General features: G+C 70.4%; 16 protein-coding genes. 10 read left to right on the top strand and 6 right to left on the bottom strand.

Annotated features, from left to right (window positions below; all coding sequences use genetic code 11):
• Positions 1-20: 20 nt before the first annotated feature.
• Complete coding sequence (locus JI746_RS00620; protein WP_201686841.1) at positions 21-1,775, top strand: acyl-CoA synthetase; 1,755 nt, start codon at positions 21-23, stop codon at positions 1,773-1,775.
• On the opposite strand, the gene JI746_RS27935 is transcribed toward JI746_RS00620, so the two are convergent.
• Complete coding sequence (locus tag JI746_RS27935; protein ID WP_201686840.1) at positions 1,772-2,617, bottom strand: universal stress protein; 846 nt, start codon at positions 2,615-2,617, stop codon at positions 1,772-1,774. The genes JI746_RS00620 and JI746_RS27935 overlap by 4 nt on opposite strands.
• Positions 2,618-2,767: 150 nt before the next feature.
• On the opposite strand from JI746_RS27935, the gene JI746_RS00610 reads away from it, so the two are divergent.
• From JI746_RS00610 to JI746_RS00595, 4 genes are all read left to right on the top strand, one after another.
• Positions 2,768-4,372 (top strand): lysozyme inhibitor LprI family protein, encoded by a 1,605-nt coding sequence (locus JI746_RS00610; RefSeq protein WP_201686839.1) that lies wholly within the window; start codon positions 2,768-2,770, stop codon positions 4,370-4,372.
• A 473-nt stretch (positions 4,373-4,845) separates the two neighbouring features.
• Positions 4,846-6,645: a multicopper oxidase family protein gene (locus JI746_RS00605; RefSeq protein ID WP_201686838.1), complete on the top strand. Its 1,800-nt coding sequence runs from the start codon at positions 4,846-4,848 to the stop codon at positions 6,643-6,645.
• Between the two features lie 68 nt (positions 6,646-6,713).
• The gene (locus tag JI746_RS00600) at positions 6,714-7,346 is read left to right on the top strand and encodes an SCO family protein (RefSeq protein ID WP_236599463.1); all 633 of its coding nucleotides are present in this window, start codon (positions 6,714-6,716) and stop codon (positions 7,344-7,346) included.
• 10 nt (positions 7,347-7,356) lie between these two features.
• Complete coding sequence (locus JI746_RS00595; RefSeq protein ID WP_201686837.1) at positions 7,357-8,973, top strand: c-type cytochrome; 1,617 nt, start codon at positions 7,357-7,359, stop codon at positions 8,971-8,973.
• A gap of 54 nt (positions 8,974-9,027) precedes the next feature.
• Here the strand turns inward: JI746_RS00595 and JI746_RS00590 are convergent, their stop codons facing one another.
• Positions 9,028-9,765 (bottom strand): DNA-formamidopyrimidine glycosylase family protein, encoded by a 738-nt coding sequence (locus JI746_RS00590; protein ID WP_201686836.1) that lies wholly within the window; start codon positions 9,763-9,765, stop codon positions 9,028-9,030.
• A gap of 50 nt (positions 9,766-9,815) precedes the next feature.
• Here JI746_RS00590 and JI746_RS00585 point away from each other — a divergent pair, with 50 nt between their 5' ends.
• From JI746_RS00585 to plsY, 4 genes are all read left to right on the top strand, one after another.
• A complete protein-coding gene (locus JI746_RS00585; protein ID WP_201686835.1) occupies positions 9,816-10,874 on the top strand; it encodes an aldo/keto reductase in 1,059 nt (352 codons plus the stop codon).
• A 3-nt stretch (positions 10,875-10,877) separates the two neighbouring features.
• Complete coding sequence (gene ybaK / locus JI746_RS00580) at positions 10,878-11,372, top strand: Cys-tRNA(Pro) deacylase (RefSeq protein ID WP_201686834.1); 495 nt, start codon at positions 10,878-10,880, stop codon at positions 11,370-11,372.
• An 80-nt stretch (positions 11,373-11,452) separates the two neighbouring features.
• The gene (locus tag JI746_RS00575; protein WP_201686833.1) at positions 11,453-13,111 is read left to right on the top strand and encodes an L-lactate permease; all 1,659 of its coding nucleotides are present in this window, start codon (positions 11,453-11,455) and stop codon (positions 13,109-13,111) included.
• Positions 13,112-13,167: 56 nt separating this feature from the next.
• A complete protein-coding gene (plsY, locus tag JI746_RS00570; RefSeq protein ID WP_201686832.1) occupies positions 13,168-13,851 on the top strand; it encodes a glycerol-3-phosphate 1-O-acyltransferase PlsY in 684 nt (227 codons plus the stop codon).
• Between the two features lie 8 nt (positions 13,852-13,859).
• On the opposite strand, the gene JI746_RS00565 is transcribed toward plsY, so the two are convergent.
• The 3 genes from JI746_RS00565 to JI746_RS00555 all read right to left on the bottom strand — a co-directional run bounded on the left by JI746_RS00565 (position 13,860) and on the right by JI746_RS00555 (position 16,604).
• Positions 13,860-15,383 carry an MFS transporter gene (locus JI746_RS00565; RefSeq protein WP_201687272.1) on the bottom strand — a complete coding sequence of 508 codons (1,524 nt, stop codon included), beginning with the start codon at positions 15,381-15,383 and terminating at the stop codon, positions 13,860-13,862.
• 91 nt (positions 15,384-15,474) lie between these two features.
• Entirely contained in the window at positions 15,475-16,116 is a 642-nt protein-coding gene (locus JI746_RS00560; protein ID WP_330892722.1) for a retropepsin-like aspartic protease family protein, read from the bottom strand.
• Positions 16,117-16,118: 2 nt separating this feature from the next.
• On the bottom strand, positions 16,119-16,604 hold the full coding sequence (locus JI746_RS00555) for a YajQ family cyclic di-GMP-binding protein (protein WP_201686831.1): 486 nt from the start codon (positions 16,602-16,604) through the stop codon (positions 16,119-16,121).
• 51 nt (positions 16,605-16,655) lie between these two features.
• Here JI746_RS00555 and murB point away from each other — a divergent pair, with 51 nt between their 5' ends.
• Complete coding sequence (gene murB, locus JI746_RS00550; RefSeq protein WP_201686830.1) at positions 16,656-17,696, top strand: UDP-N-acetylmuramate dehydrogenase; 1,041 nt, start codon at positions 16,656-16,658, stop codon at positions 17,694-17,696.
• A gap of 10 nt (positions 17,697-17,706) precedes the next feature.
• Here murB and JI746_RS00545 read toward each other — a convergent pair whose 3' ends face one another.
• Positions 17,707-18,069, bottom strand: a complete 363-nt coding sequence (locus tag JI746_RS00545; RefSeq protein WP_201686829.1) for an SPW repeat domain-containing protein — start codon at positions 18,067-18,069, stop codon at positions 17,707-17,709.
• Between the last annotated feature and the right edge of the window lie 49 nt (positions 18,070-18,118).

Below are 18,118 nucleotides of genomic sequence, written 5' to 3'. Positions count from 1 at the left end.
CCGATCATAAGGAGGGCACGATGGACCGCGGTCAAGGCAGGGACAACTGGGCGGCCATGCACGGCGGGTTCGGCTGGCAGGTACCGGATTCCTTCAACATCGCGCAGGCGTGCTGCGCCCGCTGGGCCCGCGAGCCGGATGCGGCGCAGCGCGTGGCGATCATCGCCCACGGGACCGAGGGCGCGACGCTCACCTTCGCCCGCTTGCAGCAGGAAGCGAACGCCATGAGCAACCTGCTGGTGGGCCTCGGCGTGCGGCGCGGCGACCGCGTGGCCATCGTGATGCCGCAGCGCTTCGAGACGGCGATCGCCTACATGGCGGTGCTGCAGCTCGGGGCGGTGGCGATGCCGCTGTCGATCCTGTTCGGCCCCGATGCGCTCGAATACCGCCTGCAGGACAGCGAGGCGGTCGCGGCCCTCTGCGACGAAAGTTCGGCCGGCGCCATCGCGCAGGTGCGGGCGCAGTGCCCGGCGCTGCGCACGGTGGTGGGCATCGCCGGCGCGGCGGCGCACGCCGACATCGGCTGGGAGGCGCAACGCGCGCAACTGCAGCCGGAGTTCGCGCCGGTGCAGACGCACGCCGACGAGGGCGCGGTGCTGATCTACACCAGCGGCACCACCGGGCCGCCGAAGGGCGCGCTGATCCCGCACCGGGCGCTGATCGGCAACCTGCCCGGTTTCATGTGCAGCCAGAACTGGTTCGGCTTCGATCCGCTGCGTCCGGGTTCGCGCAGCGATGCCGTCTTCTGGTCGCCGGCCGACTGGGCCTGGACCGGCGGGCTGATGGACGCCCTGCTGCCCTCCCTGTATTTCGGCCGGCCCATCGTGGCCTGCAACGCGCGCTTCAGCCCCGAGACGGCCTTCACGCTGATGCAGCAGCACGGCGTGACGCACACCTTCCTGTTCCCGACGGCGCTCAAGGCGATGATGAAGGCGTATCCGCAGCCGCGCACGCAGTTCGCGCTCGCGCTGCAGGCGATCATGAGCGCCGGCGAGGCGGTCGGCGACGCCGTCTTCGGCTACTGCCGCGACCAGCTCGGGGTGGTCGTCAACGAGATGTTCGGCCAGACCGAGATCAACTACGTGGTCGGCAACTGCGCGATGAACGGGCGCACCGAGGATGGGATCGGCTGGCCGGCCCGCGCCGACAGCATGGGGCGGCCCTATCCGGGCCATCGCGTCGCGGTGATCGACGACGAGGGGCAGGAATGCCCGCCGGGCGTGCCGGGCGACGTGGCGGTGCACCGCTACGACGTGCACGGCAAGCCCGACCCGATCTTCTTCCTCGGCTACTGGAAGAACGAGGATGCGACCCGGCGCAAGTTCACCGGCGACTGGTGCCGCACGGGCGACCTGGCGACGCGCGATGCCGACGGCTACCTGTGGTACCAGGGGCGCGCCGACGACGTGTTCAAGGCCGCCGGCTACCGCATCGGCCCGAGCGAGATCGAGAACTGCCTCGTGAAGCATCCCGCCGTGATCAACGCCGCCGTCGTGCCCAAGCCGGACGCCGATCGCGGCGCGCTGGTCAAGGCCTACGTGGTGCTGGCGCCGCAGGTGGCGCAGGCGCGCGCGGTCGCCACCCCCGGCCCGGACAGCTTCGACGCCCGACTGGTGGCCGAACTGCAGTCGCACGTGAAGGACAAGCTCGCGCCCTACGAGTACCCGAAGGAGATCGAGTTCATCGAGGCGCTGCCCATGACCACCACGGGCAAGGTGCAGCGCCGCGTGCTGCGGCTGCAGGAGGAGGAACGCGCGCGCGGCGCACGCACCTAGTGCATCATCAGCACGGGCAGCGTCATCGACTGCAGGATGGTGCGGCTGGCGCCGCCCAGGATCCATTCGCGCGCGCGGCTCTGGCCATAGCAGCCCATGACCAGCAGGTCGGCCCCGAAGTCGAAGGCGCGCGACAGCAGCAGTTCGCCGATCTGCTGGCGCTCGGCGCCGGCGCGGTCCCAGCTGAAGGCGATGCCATGCGCCGCGAGGTACTTCGCCAGGTCCAGGGGCTGGCCGGCGACGCCCGGTGAAGACTCCTCGCCCCAGCTCAGGACGTGCACGCGGGCGGCCTTGCGCAGGAAGGGCAGGGCGGCCGTCACCGCACGGGCGGCCTGGGGCGTCTCCTTCCACGCGATCGCCACCGTGCGGCCGATGGTGCGGGGCGCGCCGATGTGCGGCACCAGCAGGGCCGGGCGGCCGCAGGCGAGCAGCACCGACTCGGGGAAATCGGCCGGCACCGCGGTCGCGTCGTCGTCGGTCGGGTCGGCCTGGCCGAGGACCAGCAGGTCCGCGAACAGCGCCTGCTGCGCGAAGGCATCGGTGACGGGCACCTGGCCAGTCTGCGCCCATGCCACCTCCACGCCCGATGCGCGCCGCGTCTCCTCGAACACCTTGAACGCCTGCTGGCGCCGTCGCTCGTCGCGCTGCAGCAGCGCGCCCGACATGCCGGTGCCGCCGATCGTGGGCGCGTAGGGCAGTTCGGCGAAGGCGGGCGTCGTCGCATAGAGCGCCGTCAGCGAGGCCTGCAGCCCCCGGGCGAGTTCACAGGCGGTGCCCAGGCGGCGCGCTGCGCCCTTGGTCGGATCGAGGTGCACGAGGATCTGGCGAATGTCGGCGGCCACGGCGAAGTCCTTTCAGGTCTTGCTTCACGGTAGTCCGGGCGCCTGCGACAGTATTGACCGGCCTCAACGGAGCGTCGTAGGAGCGGTCTGTCTCCGCGATGCCCCGCCGTCCCGCCTGCGCGCCGCCGGCGGGCCGCTACCTTTGCCGGCATGGCAGTGAACTGGCAGAAGGGAACCTTGTTCGCCGTGGGCATCGCGGTCGGCGTCGCTGCCGGCGTGGGCGGCGTGATGAGCTTGCGCTCGGGCGACGGTGCCGCCGGCTCGCCCGGCACGACGAGCAGCATGGGGGCTGCGCCTGCCGCGGCTGCCGTCGCCGCCTCGGGGCCGGCTCCGGCGACCGTCGCCGCGGGAGAGTGCGAGCAGAAGCCGATCCTGGGCCGCAAGGGCAGCGAGGATGGGCAGGCCAGCCTGCAGGCCAGGCCGGTGGCCGCCAGCGCGACCGAGATCGCGTCGCTGATCCTCGGTGGCAAGGAGGCCGCGGCGGCCGGGCGCCAGCGCGATGCCGAGGTGTCCTTCCTCAACGCCTGCCGCAATGCCGAACTGTTGCAGGGCGATGCCGTGCCGCTCGCGGATGCGATGTACCAGCTGGCGCGCCACTACGCGAACGTCGCCGCCTTCGGCGAGCAGCCGTCCAAGGTTCTGTTCGAGCGGGCGGAGCGTCTCTACAGCGCCAGCCTGCAGGTCTACACGGGGCGTTATGGTGCCTCGCACGAGAAGACGCGTTTCGCGCAGGAAGGCCTCAAGACCGTGCAGCAGGTGACCGGCCGCAGCGGTCCGGTGCCGCCGCTGGCGAAGGCTGCGCCCGCACCCGCGCCAGCGCCCGCCCCCGCGGCTCCGGCCGTGGTGGCGCGAGCCCCGGCGCCCGTGGTCGCGCCGCCGCCGCCCGTGGTGCAGGCGCCGGCACCGGCACCCGAGCCGCAAGCGCACGCCAGCGCCCCCGCAGTGGCTGCCGCCCCGAAGCCAGCGTCGACCAGGACCGAAGCGAGCACGTCGCCCCCGGTCGCCGCAACGGCACGTCCTGAACCGGCCGTGCCGCCCAGGGAGCAGCGTCCGGCCGCCGCCGCGCCGGCCGAACGCGCCCCGCAGGCCCGTCGCACGCAACCGTCCTTCGACTGCGCCCGCGCCCGCTCGGCGGCCGAGAAACTGATCTGCGCCGACGAAGACCTGGCGCGCCAGGACCGGGAGCTCGGGCAGCTGCACCAGCGGGCCAGGCAGGCCGCGGCCGATCCACGCGCATTCCAGCGCGAGAGCGATGCCCAGTGGCAGCAGCGGGAGGACACCTGTCGCGACCGCGAGTGCCTGCAGCGCTGGTACGCGCAGCGGCGCGCCGAACTCGCCGCCGCCGCGGCCACACCGTCGCGGCCGTCGCGCACGGAACGCGCGGCAGCACCGGAACGCGCGGAGCGCACGCGGCCGACCGAGCGTGCCGCCGCACCGGAGCGCAGCGAGCGCGCCGCCGCATCGGAGCGCAGCGAGCGCGCCACCGCGCCGGCGCGCCGCAGCACCGCGCCGGCAGAGCCGACGGCCCGCAGCGGCGGGTCCGAACGGCGCGAGGCCACGAATGCGGCCGGCGCCGGTCCCGCCCCAGCTCTGACGGACGACGAACCGGTGACCCGGGCACCGGCGGTCCGGACGCCCCCGCTGCGCGCCCGCGTCGCCGAGCCCGAGGAGCAGTCCGCCGCGCCGCCCGCCACCGCCTCGGGCAGTGCCGGCGATGTGCCGGGCGCCGAAGGCTCTTCCAGCGCCGACCAGTGATCCGGGCGCCCAGGCGCGCCCGTTGTTGCACGCAGGCCCGCATCACGCGGGTCTGCTTCTTGCGGTGACGTTCTCGTGCAATCGTCCTCCCTGCTTCTGAGAATCGTTCTTTTTTCGTTTTAGCAATCGATGGATTTAGCCGTGCGACAACAAGCTTAAGGAGACCTTAACGCCCGGGAAAGTATCTAGATCGTTCCTTTTCTCGTTCGCATCGACGACATGGAATGTCGGCCGGCTTCAGAGGAGAAACAGCCCCCGCACGCGGGGATTGTCGGGCCCATTCCCGGGGCATATTCCCCATGCGTCGGCACCTTGGTTCCTGCGACCGAGATCCTTCGTTCCCTCTGTTAAGCACCAACGGAAAGTTGGAGTGCGACCTTCAGGCACGGTTGATGCAGTCGACCGTGACGCGCACTGTTGCGCGCAGAACGAGGAAGAGGAACGACATGATTGCAAGACGACAATTCCTGGGAATGGGTGGCGCAGCGGCCGCCACCCTCCTGGTTCCGATGGGATTGATGGCGAAGCCGGCGCGCGCCCAGGTCTCCCCCCTGCTGAATCCGGCGCTGCAGCCCAAGTTCGTGAACCCGCTGCCCAACCCGCTGGCACCGAACTACATCTTCCTGCCCACCGGCGTCGATGCGGCTTCCGGCCTGCCGCTGTACGACATCAGCGCGCAGCAGATCCGGCACGAGGCCGGCCTGATCGACCCCGTCACCGGCACCCGCCTGAGCTACACCGCCTGGGCCTACGGCACCGTGCAGCAACCCGCGATCTATCCGGGCTACAGCTTCAACCTGCGCAGCGGCAACGCGGTGAAGGTGCGCTACTCCAACGGGCTGGACGGCGTCACCTATCCCGCGGACGTGCCCGTGGACCAGACGCTCGACTGGGCCGATCCGCTCAACGCCAACAACCCGGCCAACCAGCCCTACACCGGCCCCGTTCCGCTGGTGGCGCACCAGCACGGCGGCGACACCGACTTCCTGAGCGACGGCCTGCCCGATGCCTGGGCCACGCCCGGCAACGCCGCCACCGGCCGCCTGTTCAATCCCGTCTACACCTACGACAACTCGCAGGAAGCCACGCAGCTCTGGTACCACGACCACGCCGTGGGCGTCACGCGCCTGAACGTGTACATGGGCCTGGCCGGCAACTACTTCATCCGCGACGCCAACGAGGACGCGCTGCAGCTGCCCGCGTACCCGTACGAAGTGCCGCTCCTGATCCAGGACCGCACCTTCCTGGCGAATGGCGAGCTGTTCTACGACCACGTCGATCCGGCCAACCCGCTGGCGCCCGTCCCCACTCACCTGCCGGAGAACTTCGGCGACACGATCCTGGTGAACGGCGTGGCCTGGCCGGTGCTGGACGTCGAGCCGCGCAAGTACCGCCTGCGGGTGCTGAACGGCTCCGACTCGCGCGTCTACGACATGCAGATGTCCAACGGCATGCCCTGGACCCAGATCGGCTCCGACCTCGGCTTGCTGAACGCGCCCGTGGCGCAGGGCACCCTGAGCGTTGCTCCCGGCGAGCGCTGCGACGTGATCCTCGACTTCGCCCGCATGGCGGGCCAGACGATCATCGTGCGCAACAACGCCAAGGCGCCTTATCCGAGCGGTGCCGCCACGAACCCGAAGACCACCGGGCAGGTCATGGCCTTCCGCGTGTCGCTGCCGCTGTCCGGCGTGCCGGACCGTCCTATCCCGGCCAACCTGCGGCCGATTTCCGGTCCGGTGCCGGTGGTCACGAACCCGGTGCGCACGCGCAAGATCCTGCTGTTCGAGGGCACGGACGCCCTGGGCCGCCTGCAGACCATGGGGGGCATCGTCGACAACACCCGGCCGACGCTGAACGGCACGCTGACCTTCCACGATCCGATCACGGAGAACCCGCAGGTCGGCGACACCGAGATCTGGGAGTTCTACAACACCACGGGCGACGCGCACCCGATCCACATGCACCTGGTGGACTTCCGCGTCCTGAACCGGCAGAAGTTCAGCGGCACGATCACGCCCAAGACCAACAGCGACGGCTCCACCGGCGGCACGCTGGACGAGGCCTCGGTCAAGTTGCTGGGCAAGGCGCGCGCCCCGGGTGCCGAGGAAGCGGGCAAGAAGGACACCGCCAAGATGTTCCCGGGCGAGGTCACGCGGGTCATCGCCAAGTTCAAGCGGCCCGGCGAGTACCTGTTCCACTGCCACATCCTCTCGCATGAGGACCACGAGATGATGCGTCCCTACTACGTGGGCCAGATTCCCGCCGGGCGCTGACACGCGCGTTGTTTACGTGAGAGCGGAAGGGCCCGCGCGGGCCCTTCCTTTCCCTGCAGGAGAAGCCCTTGATCACGATTCGCACCTTGCTCCAGCTCGCGTTCGCGAGCGTCGCCGTGGCCCTGGCCGGCATCGCCCTGCCGGCCTGCGCAGGCGACGAGCACCAGCACCATCATCATCACCAGCACGAGGCCGGGGCCACGCCCGGTTACGCGCGCCAGGTCGCCCAGTACCGGCTTCCTGCCATCACGCTCGTGCGGGCCGACGGCTCGAGCGCCGCCTTCCCGCAGGAGATCGACGACGGCCGGCCCGTCCTGCTCAATTTCATCTACACCAGCTGCACGGCGATCTGCCCGATCCTGAGCCAGAGCTTCGCCGAGTTCCAGCACCGCCTCGGCGGCGCACGCGAGCAGGTCCGCATGGTGTCGGTCAGCATCGATCCCGAGGAGGACACGCCCCGGCGCCTGACCGAATACGCGAAGCGCTTCGATGCCGGCCGGCAATGGGGCTTCTACACCGGCAGCCTGGCCGCCAGCGTCACCCTGCAGAAGGCGTTCCAGAGCTACTTCGGCGACAAGATGCACCATCGGCCGGTGACCTTCCTGCGCGCGGCGCCCGGCCAGCCCTGGGTGCGGCTGGACGGCTTCACCTCGCCCGACGAACTGCTCGCCGAGTACCGGCGGCTGGTCCACGCGCACTGAGGAGCGACCCATGCGAAGGAGCTTGCGCGCAGCCTCGCTTGCGCTGATGCTGTCCCTGGCGGGCGCCTGGGGCGCGCCGGCGGCGGCGGCCGGTGCCGGCAAGGCGCCGGCCGACCTGCTGGCGCAGGGCCGCGCCCTGTACCTGCAGGGCCAGCGCGCCGACGGCAGCCCGCTGGTCGCCACGCGGGCGGGCGGCCTCGAAGTCGCGGGTGCCGGCGCCGCCTGCGTGAACTGCCATCGGCGCAGCGGCATGGGCGGCGCGGAGGGCCGCAGCTACATTCCGCCGATCACGGCCGACGCGCTGTTCACCGCCATGCCGGTCGGCCGCGGCGCCTCCGCGATCGGCGACGGCCGCCCCGCGTATGGAGAGGCGAGCCTGGCGCACGCGCTGCGCGACGGGGTCGACGCTTCGGGCCGGCCCCTGGACTTCCTGATGCCCCGCTATCGCCTGCGCGACCAGGAGGTGCGCGCACTGCAGGCCTACCTGCGCACGCTGCCGCAAAAGCCGGTGGCCGAGGGCGACCCGGTGCACTTCGCCACCGTCGTCGCTCCCGGGGTGGCGCCCGAGCGCAGCGAGGCGATGCTGGGCGTGCTGCAGGCCTGCTTCGACGAGCACAACGCCGGCCCGAAGGCGGAACAGGGCCGCCACAAGCTGGCGCCGGGCATGCAGCAGCGCGAAGGCCGCAAGTGGCAGCTGCACGTCTGGAAGCTGGAGGGCCCGCAGGAGAACTGGGGCGCGCAACTGGCGCGGCGCGCGAGCGAGCAGCCGGTGTTCGCGCTGGTCGGCGGCGTGGGCGGCGCGCAGTGGTCGCCCGTGCACGGCTTCTGCGAGGCGGCGGGCGTGCCCTGCCTGTTCCCGCATCTGGAAGCCGCGCCGGACGCGCCGGCCGGCTTCTATCCCCTCTACCTGGGCCAAGGCGCGGTGCTGGAAGCCGGCCTGGTCGCCCGCCACGTCGCGCGGCAACCCCGGGCCGCGGCCCGCGTGATCCAGGTCCTGCGGGCGCAGGACGCGTCGGCCGAAGCGGCGGCCGCGGCCTTGCGCCAATCGCTGGCGGAGCAGGGCGTCGCGAGCAGCGACTTGCGCATCGCGCCGTCCGCCGCGCTCACGCCGGAGCTGCTGTCGCAGGCGCAGGCGCAGGACACGCTGGTGCTTTGGCTGCGGCCGGAGGACCTGGAGCGCCTGCCTTCCGTGGCGCCGGCCGCCGCACAGGTGTTCGTGTCGGCCACGCTGGCCGAGCGTGACGAGCTGCCGCTGCCGCCTGCGTGGAAGGCGCGCACCCTGATGGCCTACCCGTTCGAGTTGCCGCAGCAGCGCGGGCGCCGCACGGCGGCCATGCGCCAGTGGCTGGAGGAGCGCGGGCTTGCGCTGGCCGACGAGCGCGTGCAGGGCGACGCCTGGGTGGCCTGCAAGGCGCTGCGCACCGCGATGCTCGAAGCCGAGGACCATCTCGGGCGGGACTACTTCATCGAACGCGTGGAGACCAACCTGGAGCGCACGACGGCCACCGGCCTGTATCCGCGGCTGGCCCTGGGCATCGGCCAGCGCTTCGCCTCCAAGAGCGGCTACCTGGTGCGGTTCGAGGATGGCAAGGGAATGGTGGCGGTGGGAGAGCGCGTGGCGCCTTAGGACCGGCCCTCACCCCAGCCCTCTCCCGGAGGAAGAGGGAGAAGACCAGGCGGCTCACGCGTACAGCAGCTGGCAGTTCTCGCAGAAGAAGCTGCGCCTGTGGGTCTTGCCCAGGTGGGCCTTCTGCAGCGGGATCTGGCAGCGCGGGCAGGTCCGCTTCGTGTGGACCAGCCAGTGCTTCTTCAGCACGAACTGCTTCTTCCACTCGTAGAACTCGAAGCTGTAGCGGCGCGCCTCCTCCACCAGTTCGCGCAGCTTCTTCGCCGGCAGCGCGCCGACGGTGGACAGCGGATGCACGCGGATGCGGAACAGCACCTCGTTCTTGATGATGTTGCCGACGCCGGCGAAGAGGTCCTGGTCGAGCAGGGCGTCGCACACGAGCGTGGCGGGCTGGGCGCGCAGGCGCTTGAGCGCCAGCTTCGGGTCCCAGTGTGCCGACATCACGTCGGCCCACCAGTCGTACGCCAGGTCCAGCGGCTCCTCGATGAAGCGCACCGAGCAGGCGTAGAAGTTGATCTCCTGGCCTTCGTCGAAGCCGAGCGACAGGCGCGGCACCGCCCAGCTCTTGTCCTCGTTGATGCGGTAGCTGCCGAACAGCATGAAATGCACGCGCAGGGCGAAGTCCGGCAGCTCGATCAGGAAGTGCTTGCCCCAGCTGCGGAAGGACTCGATGCGCTGCTCGAGCAGCCGCTCCTTCTCGATCGTGGTGTTGCCGGTCACGCGGCGGATGGTGCGGCCGATGAAGGGTGTCACCTGCTCCTTGAGGATCACGATCGAAGGGCCTTCGGGCATGCTTCGTACTATGCTCGACGGGATCGGCTTCACGACAACGATGTAACGCGATGCAAACCCTCCAGCTCGGACAGAGCGACCTGCAGGTCACCCCGATCTGCCTCGGCACCATGACCTTCGGCGAGCAGGTCGCCGAAGACGACACCCGCGCCATCCTCGACCGCGCCGTGGAACGCGGCATCAACTTCCTCGACACGGCGGAGATGTACCCGGTGCCGCCGCGCGCCGAGACCTACAGCCGGACCGAGACGTACATCGGCAACTGGCTGGCGGCCCGCCCCGGCCTGCGCCAGCGCATCGTGCTGGCCACCAAGGTGGCGGGCCCCTCGCGCGGCATGCCGTGGGTGCGCGAGGAGGCGGGGCTCACGCCGGCGGCCATCGCCGCTTCGTGCGAGGCCTCGCTGCGGCGCCTGCGCACCGACGTGATCGATCTGTACCAGATCCACTGGCCCGAGCGCCACGTCCCGGCCTTCGGCGAGATCTACTACGACCCGCGGCGCGAGACCAGCAGGACGCCGATCTACGACCAGCTCGAGGCCTTGAACAAGCTGGTGCGCGAAGGCAAGGTCCGCTACGTCGGCCTGTCCAACGAGTCGCCCTACGGCGTGCACGAGTTCGTGCGCGTCGCCGAGCAGTACGAGCTGCCGCGCGTGGCCAGCGTCCAGAACCCGTACGCGCTCACCAGCCGCGCCGTCGACAACGGCCTCGACGAGACCCTGCACCGGCTGGGCGTTTCGCTGCTGGCGTATTCGCCGCTGGCCTTCGGCGCGCTCACCGGCAAGTACGACGAGCGCGGCACCGCGCCCAGCGACGCGCCGCCGGGGCGGCTGGCGAAGTTCGAGCGCATGCGCACGCAGCGCTGGGGCCGCCCCGAAGCGCTGGCGGCGGCGCGCCGCTACAACGCCCTGGCGCGCGAGCATGGCCTCACCCCGACGCGCATGGCGCTGGCCTGGTGCTACACGAACTGGCGGGTGGCCAGCACGATCATCGGCGTGACCTCGCTGGCGCAGCTCGATGAAAACGTCGATGCCTGGGGGACGACGCTCGCGCCGGAGCTGCTGGCGCAGATCGACCAGGTGCGCTGGCAGCTGCGCGACCCGGCCCAGTAGGCCATGGCACGCAAGGACCACGTCAGCGAGACGCCCGCGACCGCCTTGCTCAAGGCCAAGGGCGTCGCGTTCACCGAGCATCCCTACGAGTACCTCGAGCACGGCGGCGCCCAGCACAGCGCCGAGGTGCTCGGCTTCGATCCTTTCATGGTCGTGAAGACGCTGATCATGGAAGACGAGAAGGCGCGGCCGCTGGTGGTGCTGATGCACGGCAACCGCAAGGTCTCCACCAAGAACCTGGCCCGGCAGATCGGCGCCAAGTCGGTCGAGCCCTGCAAGCCCGAAGTGGCCAACCGGCACAGCGGCTACCTGGTGGGCGGCACCTCGCCCTTCGGCACGCGCAAGCAGATGCCCGTGTACGTCGAGGAGAGCATCCTCGCGCTGCCGCGCATCGTGCTCAACGGCGGGCGGCGCGGCTACCTGGTGGGCATCGATCCGCAGGTGGTGCTCGAGCTGCTCGACGCCAGGCCGGTGAACTGCGCGCTCGACGAAATCTAGGTTCGGCGGCAGCCCGCGGTCAGGCGGCCTGTGCTACATAGTGCGCTCCTCACAACGCATCACAACAAAGGAGACACAGCATGTGGCAACAGGTCTACAACCCGACGGGCAGCATGGTGCTGTCCACGCTGCTGGCGGCCATCCCCGTCGTGGTGATGCTGGTCGGCCTCGGCTTCCTGCACATGAAGGCGCACTTCGCGGCGCTGGCCGGCCTGGTGGCCGCCATCGCGATCGCGATCGTCGCCTTCGGCATGCCGGTGGAGATGGCCGGCAAGGCCGCCTGGCTGGGGGCGCTCACCGGCATGCTGCCGATCGGGTGGATCGTGCTGAACATCATCTTCCTGCACCGCCTGACGGAGCAGAACGGATCGTTCAGCGTCCTGCAGGACACGATCGCCGGCGTCACCGAAGACCGCCGGCTGCAACTGCTGCTGATCGCCTTTTCCTTCGGGGCCTTCTTCGAGGGCGCAGCCGGCTTCGGCACGCCGGTGGCGGTGACGGCCGCCATGCTGATCGGGCTGGGCTTCTCGCCGCTGGCCGCTTCGGGCCTGTCGCTGATCGCGAACACGGCGCCGGTGGCCTACGGCGCCCTCGGCACGCCGATCATCACCCTGGCCAAGGTCCACGGCTACGACGTCAACGCGGTTTCCGCGATGGTCGGCCGCCAGCTGCCCTTCTTCTCGCTGCTGGTTCCCTTCTGGCTGATCTGGGCCTTCGCCGGCCGGCGCGGCATGCTGCAGATCTGGCCGGCGATCCTGGTCACCGGCGTGTCCTTCGCGATCCCGCAGTACCTGGTGTCCAACCACTTCGGCCCCGAACTGGTGGACGTGGTCGCGGCCGCCGTTTCCATGGTGTGCCTGGTCGCCTTCCTGCGCGTGTGGAAGCCGCGCGAGATCTGGACTTCGGTCGTCCCGCGCGGTCACGAGAACAACGCCGGCGCGGCCGGCACCCCGCACGAGCGCACGGTGCACCCGCGCGGCGTCGTGCTGCGCGCCTGGATGCCGTGGGTGCTGCTGGCCGTGTTCGTGTTCATCTGGGGCCTGCCGCAGGTCAAGGCGGCCCTGAACGCGGTGTTCGCGCCCAACTTCCCCATCGGCGGCCTGCACAACCAGGTCATCCGGGTGCCGCCGGTGGTGCCGAAGAACACGCCCGAAGGCGCGGTGTACGCGTTCACCCTGCTGTCGGCCACCGGCACCGGCATCCTGTTCGCGGCCATCGTGGGCGGCCTGCTGGCGCGCTACAACCCGGTGGAACTGGTGCGGCAGTACGGCGCGACGATCTGGAAGGTGCGCTACTCGCTGATCACGATCGCCCTGATGCTGGCGCTGGGCACCGTCACGCGCTACTCCGGCCTCGACACGACGCTGGGCCTGGCGTTCGCCGCCACCGGGCCGCTGTATCCCTTCTTCGGCACGCTCATGGGTTGGCTGGGCGTGGCGCTGACCGGCTCGGACACGGCCTCGAACGTGCTGTTCGGCGGCATGCAGAAGGTGGCCGCGGAGCAGCTCGGGCTGCCCGCCAACCTGATGGGCGCGGCCAACAGCTCCGGCGGCGTCATGGGCAAGATGATCGATGCGCAGTCCATCGTGGTGGCCTCCACCGCCACCGGCTGGTTGAACAAGGAGGGCGAGATCCTGCGCTACGTGTTCTTCCACTCGCTGGCGCTGGCGGCGCTGGTCGGCATCCTGGTGACGCTGCAGGCCTACGTGCCGCCCTTCACCCACATGGTGATCAAGTAGGAGCCTGGTTCGCGCTGGCAGAATACGGCTCCTCTCGAGCTACGCAGGAGCGGCAAGTGCAAGCGATCTATCCCCTGGCCGCGGTCATCGCGGCCTACCTGCTCGGCTCGCTCGCCTTCGCGGTGCTGGTGAGCCGGGCGATGGGGCTGTCGGACCCGCGCACCTTCGGCAGCAAGAACCCGGGCGCCACCAACGTGCTGCGTTCCGGCAGCAAGGCTGCGGCGATCGTCACGCTGCTGTTCGACGCGCTCAAGGGTTTCGTGCCCGTGCTGCTGGTCAAGCTGTACGGGCGCGACTACGGGATGGGCGAGACCACCATGGCGATGGTGGGCCTGGCCGCCTTCCTGGGCCACCTCTATCCGGTGTTCTTCCGCTTCCAGGGCGGCAAGGGCGTGGCCACCTTCCTCGGCGTGGTGTTCGGCGTCCACTGGCTGCTGGGCGTGGCGACGGGCCTCACCTGGATCATCATCGCCTTCTTCTTCCGCTATTCCTCGCTGGCCTCGCTGGTCGCGGCGATCTTCGCTCCGACCTTCTACCTGCTCGTGTCCGGCGGCGCCTGGTACGCCGAAGGGCCGGTGGCGATGGCGCTGTTCGTGATGGCGCTGCTGCTGGCGTGGCGGCACCGCGCCAACATCCAGCGGCTGCTGCAAGGCAAGGAGTCGCGCCTGGGGGCGAAGAAGGACGAGCCGCCGCCGGCCGCGCACCACCCGCGGCCGCATCACCATCACCATCGCCACTGAGGCGCTGGCTACTCCTGCGCGATCACGTAGCGCGTCACGCGCGGCGGTTCCTCGCCGACCTGGAACGCCAGGCGGCGATCCCGCAGCGCCACGTCCGCGGCGCTGATGCGGTCGAAGCGGCGCAGGTGCTCCGTCCAGGAGGCGTCGGTGATCTGCTCCACGTAGCGCCCCGGCTCGTACAGGTCGTGCAGCAGCTGCCACTCCAGCGCGCCCTGGCGCAGGCGGCTGCGCCGGCTTTCCTGCATCAGGGCCAGGAATTCGTCGGCGCGCGCCGGGTCGATGCGGTACTCCACCCGCACCACCACGCGCCCCGGGCGCGGCGGCGCCTGCATCTCGGGCACCCGCAGCACGCGCGAGGGCGTGAGTTCCTCCTCGGTGCCGCGGTCGATCTTCAGGCGCTGCGCCGCGAACATCGTGGCGATGCTGGTCACGCAGGCCACGGCGAGCGCGATGCCGATCGAGCTCATGGTCGCCACCTGGCCCCACAGCGCGGCACCGATGGCGGTCGACCCCATCAGCGCCATCTGGTAGACCGACATGCCGCGCGCGCGCACCCAGTCCGGCAGCGACATCTGCGCCGCGACGGTGAGCGAGTTGGCGACCGTGATCCAGGCGGCGCCGGCCAGCACCATGGCCGGGACCGCGAGGTAGATGTTCGGAGCGAAGCCCACGGCGACCCCCGCCAGCGCCTGGACCGAGGTGCCGACCAGCACGCGCCGCTGCAGCGGCAGCCAGCGGCGGATCTGCGGCATCAGCAGCGCCGAGGTGATGGCGCCGACGCCCATGGAGGCCAGCAGCACCGTGAAGGTGCCGGCGCGGCCGCCGGGCAGGCCGCGCGCCACCAGCGGCAGCAGCGCCATCAGGGCCGTCGAATGCAGGAAGAACAGCGCGATGCGCAGCATCACCGCGCGCATGCGGCTGGAGTGCCAGACGAACTGCATGCCCACGCGCATCGCGCTGCCCAGGGGTTCGCGCCCGTGCGGGCTTTCCTGGTGCACGCGCCGCCAGCGCATGATGGTCAGCCCCGCCACGATCGACAGCACCGCATTCAGCACGAACACGTAGGCCCCGCCGACGCTCGCCAGCAGCGCGCCGGCGATCAGCGGGCCGATGATGCGCGAGGCGTTCATCGCCACGCCGTTGAGGGCCAGCGCCTGCGCCAGTTGCGGCCGGGGCACGATCTCCGGCACGATGGCGGCGAACACCGGCCAGCGCATCGCCAGCCCGATGCCGTTGGCGAAGGTCAGCGCCAGCAGCAGCGGCGCGGTGAGCTTGTCCAGCAGGATCACCGCGCACAGGAGCGTCGCGATGGCCGCGACCCAGAACTGCGTGGCCATGAAGTAGCGGCGCCGGTCCAGCGTGTCGGCCAGCGCGCCGCTCGGCAGCCCGAGCAGGAAGACGGGCAGGGTGGCTGCGCTCTGCACCAGCGCCACCCACAGCGGCGAAGGCCCGATCGACGTCATGAGCCACGCCGAGGCGACGTCGTTCATCCACATCGTGGTGTTGGCTGCCAGCCAGGTGAACCAGAGCATCCGGAACACCGGCGCTTTCAGCGGGCCCAGTGCACTCTCGGGCGGGCGCGACCGGGTGGTCGTGCCGGAGAAGGTGGAATCGGCCAAGGGCTCAGTACCTGCGCTCGAGCACGAGCTGGTCGTTCAAGCGGGTCATCTGGAAGCGCGAGAGGAAGCTGTTGCCAAGGAGGATGGGGCCGCCGCTCACCGGCAGCACCGCGGCCTCGACGTCGAACACTTCGACCTCCCCGACCCGCACCGAATTCAGCCTCACCAGGTAGGCCGTGACCGTGCCGTTGGCCGTGTTGCCGCGGGTGAGCTGGCCCTTGCGGTAGTCGATGCCCAGGCGTTCGGCCTCCTGCACCCCCATCGCGACGCTGGTGGCGCCGGTATCCACCAGGAACTGCACGGCGCGCCCGTTGATGGCGCCGGGTGCGACGAAATGGCCGCCGGAGCCGGCGCTCAGCACGATCCTGCTGGCGCGCGCCGGGGCCGCCCCGCCGCCGACGCTGGCGGGCGCATCGCCCACGCGCAGCGTGTGGCGCTGGCCGTTGATCTCCACCACCGCCTGGTCGCCCAGCGTGGACAGCACCTTCACGCCCTTGTGGGCTTCACCGGGGGCGACGCTCTTCGGCGCCCCGCCATCGACGATCAGCAGGGCCTTGTTGCCCAGCATGCCTTGCAGGGCCACGGCCTGGGCCGAAGCGGCACCCGCGGCGAGGGTGAGGCACAGGAGGGCGAGCGGCTGCTTCACGTTCAGTCGCGGAAATTGTTGAAGCTCAGGGGCAGCTCGGACATCTCCTTGCGCACCAGCGCAATGGCTTCCTGCAGGACGTCCCTGTCCTTGCCGGTGACGCGCACCGCGTCGCCCTGGATCGAGGCCTGCACCTTGAGCTTGCTGTCCTTGATGAGCTTCTGGATCTTCTTGGCCTGCTCCGACTCGATGCCGTTGCGGACCTTGAGCACCTGCTTCACCTTGTCGCCGCCGGCCTTCTGCACCTCGCCCTTGTCCAGGAAGCGCACGTCCACGTTGCGCTTGGCCAGCTTGCCCATGAGGACGTCCATGATCTGCTGCAGCTGGAAATCGGCATCGCCCGTGAGCGTGATTTCCTTCTCCTTGATCTCGATCGCGGCGGACGTGCCCTTGAAGTCGAAGCGCGTCCCGATCTCCTTGGCGGCGTTGTCCACGGCGTTCCTGACTTCCACCATGTTCGGTTCGCACACGGTATCGAATGACGGCATCTTGAGATTCCTCCTGCACCGGCCTGCGTCGGCTTTGGGCACAATTCTCCCATGATCGTCGAGTCGAACGCAGCGCTGCAGCCGTACAACACCTTCGGGATCGTCGCGAAGGCCCGCACGCTGGTGCGCGTTCGCGCCGCCGCGGACGTGCACGCCGTCCTGGCTCATCCGGAGTTCGGGGACGAACCGAAGTTCGTCCTCGGCGGCGGCAGCAACATCGTGCTCACGGGCGACGTCAAGGCGGTGGTGCTGAAGGTGGAGGTTCCCGGCCGGCGCGTGCTGGAAGACGGCCCCCGGGGGACGGTGATCGAGTTCGGCGCCGGCGAGAACTGGCACGAGGCGGTCGCGTGGAGCATCGAACAGGGCTTCGGCGGCCTGGAGAACCTGGCGCTGATCCCCGGCACTGTGGGGGCCTCTCCGGTGCAGAACATCGGCGCCTACGGCCTGGAACTGCAGGACCGCTTCGAATCGCTGGACGCCGTCGACCTGATGACGGGGCGCGAGTTCACGCTCGATGCCTCCCAGTGCGCCTTCGGCTACCGTGACTCGGTGTTCAAGCATTCGCCGGCCCGCGACAGCGACTTCGGCCTGGCGGGTCGCGCGGTGATCCTGCGGGTGCGCTTCCGCCTGCCCAAGCCCTGGAAGCCGGTGCTCGGCTACCTCGACCTGCAGCGCCGGATGACGGAATCCGGCATCCAGCACCCGGACGCCCGCCAGATCTACGACTGGGTCTGCGCGATCCGCAGCGCGAAGCTGCCCGACCCGCGGGTGATCGGCAATGCCGGCAGCTTCTTCAAGAACCCCACCGTGACGCCGGAGCAGTGCCAGGACATCATCGCCCGCGATCCCGGCATCGTGCACTACCCGATGCCCGACGGCACCGTGAAGCTCGCCGCCGGCTGGCTCATCGACGCCTGCGGCTGGAAAGGCAAGTCGGTCGGCCAGGCGGGCGTCTACGAGAAGCAGGCGCTGGTGCTGGTCAACCGCGGCGGCGCGACCGGCGGCGAGGTGGTCACGCTGGCCCGCGCGATCCAGACCAGCGTGTACGAGCGCTTCGGCATCCGGCTGGAGCCGGAGCCGGTCGTGGTCTGACCGACCGGCCTCAGCCGCCGATCCGTTCCCAGGAAGAGGCGAATTCGTCGTCGGTGACGAGCACCCAGATCGCCAGCGCGGTGACGACGCCGCCGGTGATCAGCGCGTTCTGCAGCGCGGGGGCCACGCCGTCGAAGCCGAGCAGGGCGGGCGTCATCATCAGCAGGGCGCCCAGGCCGGCATCGAGCCATTCCTCCCAGGCCTGCGGCACCTGCATGGCCTCGAGGCTGGAGGCGATCAGGAGCGCCCCGACGGCCATGGTGCTGACGGCGGCCACCACCACGTTGCCGAAGCCGAGCACCCAGGGAGAAACCACCAGCCAGGCACCGAGCACGGCGTTCGCCGCGTCCTGCCAGTGCTTCACGCGTTTCATGGCGCACTCCTTTCGCCGCGCGGGGCGGCAACAGAGGATCTCAGGTGCA

The organism is Ramlibacter alkalitolerans (genome assembly GCF_016722765.1).
Taxonomy (GTDB): domain Bacteria; phylum Pseudomonadota; class Gammaproteobacteria; order Burkholderiales; family Burkholderiaceae_C; genus Ramlibacter; species Ramlibacter alkalitolerans.
This window is presented reverse-complemented; position numbering and strand designations above follow the sequence as displayed.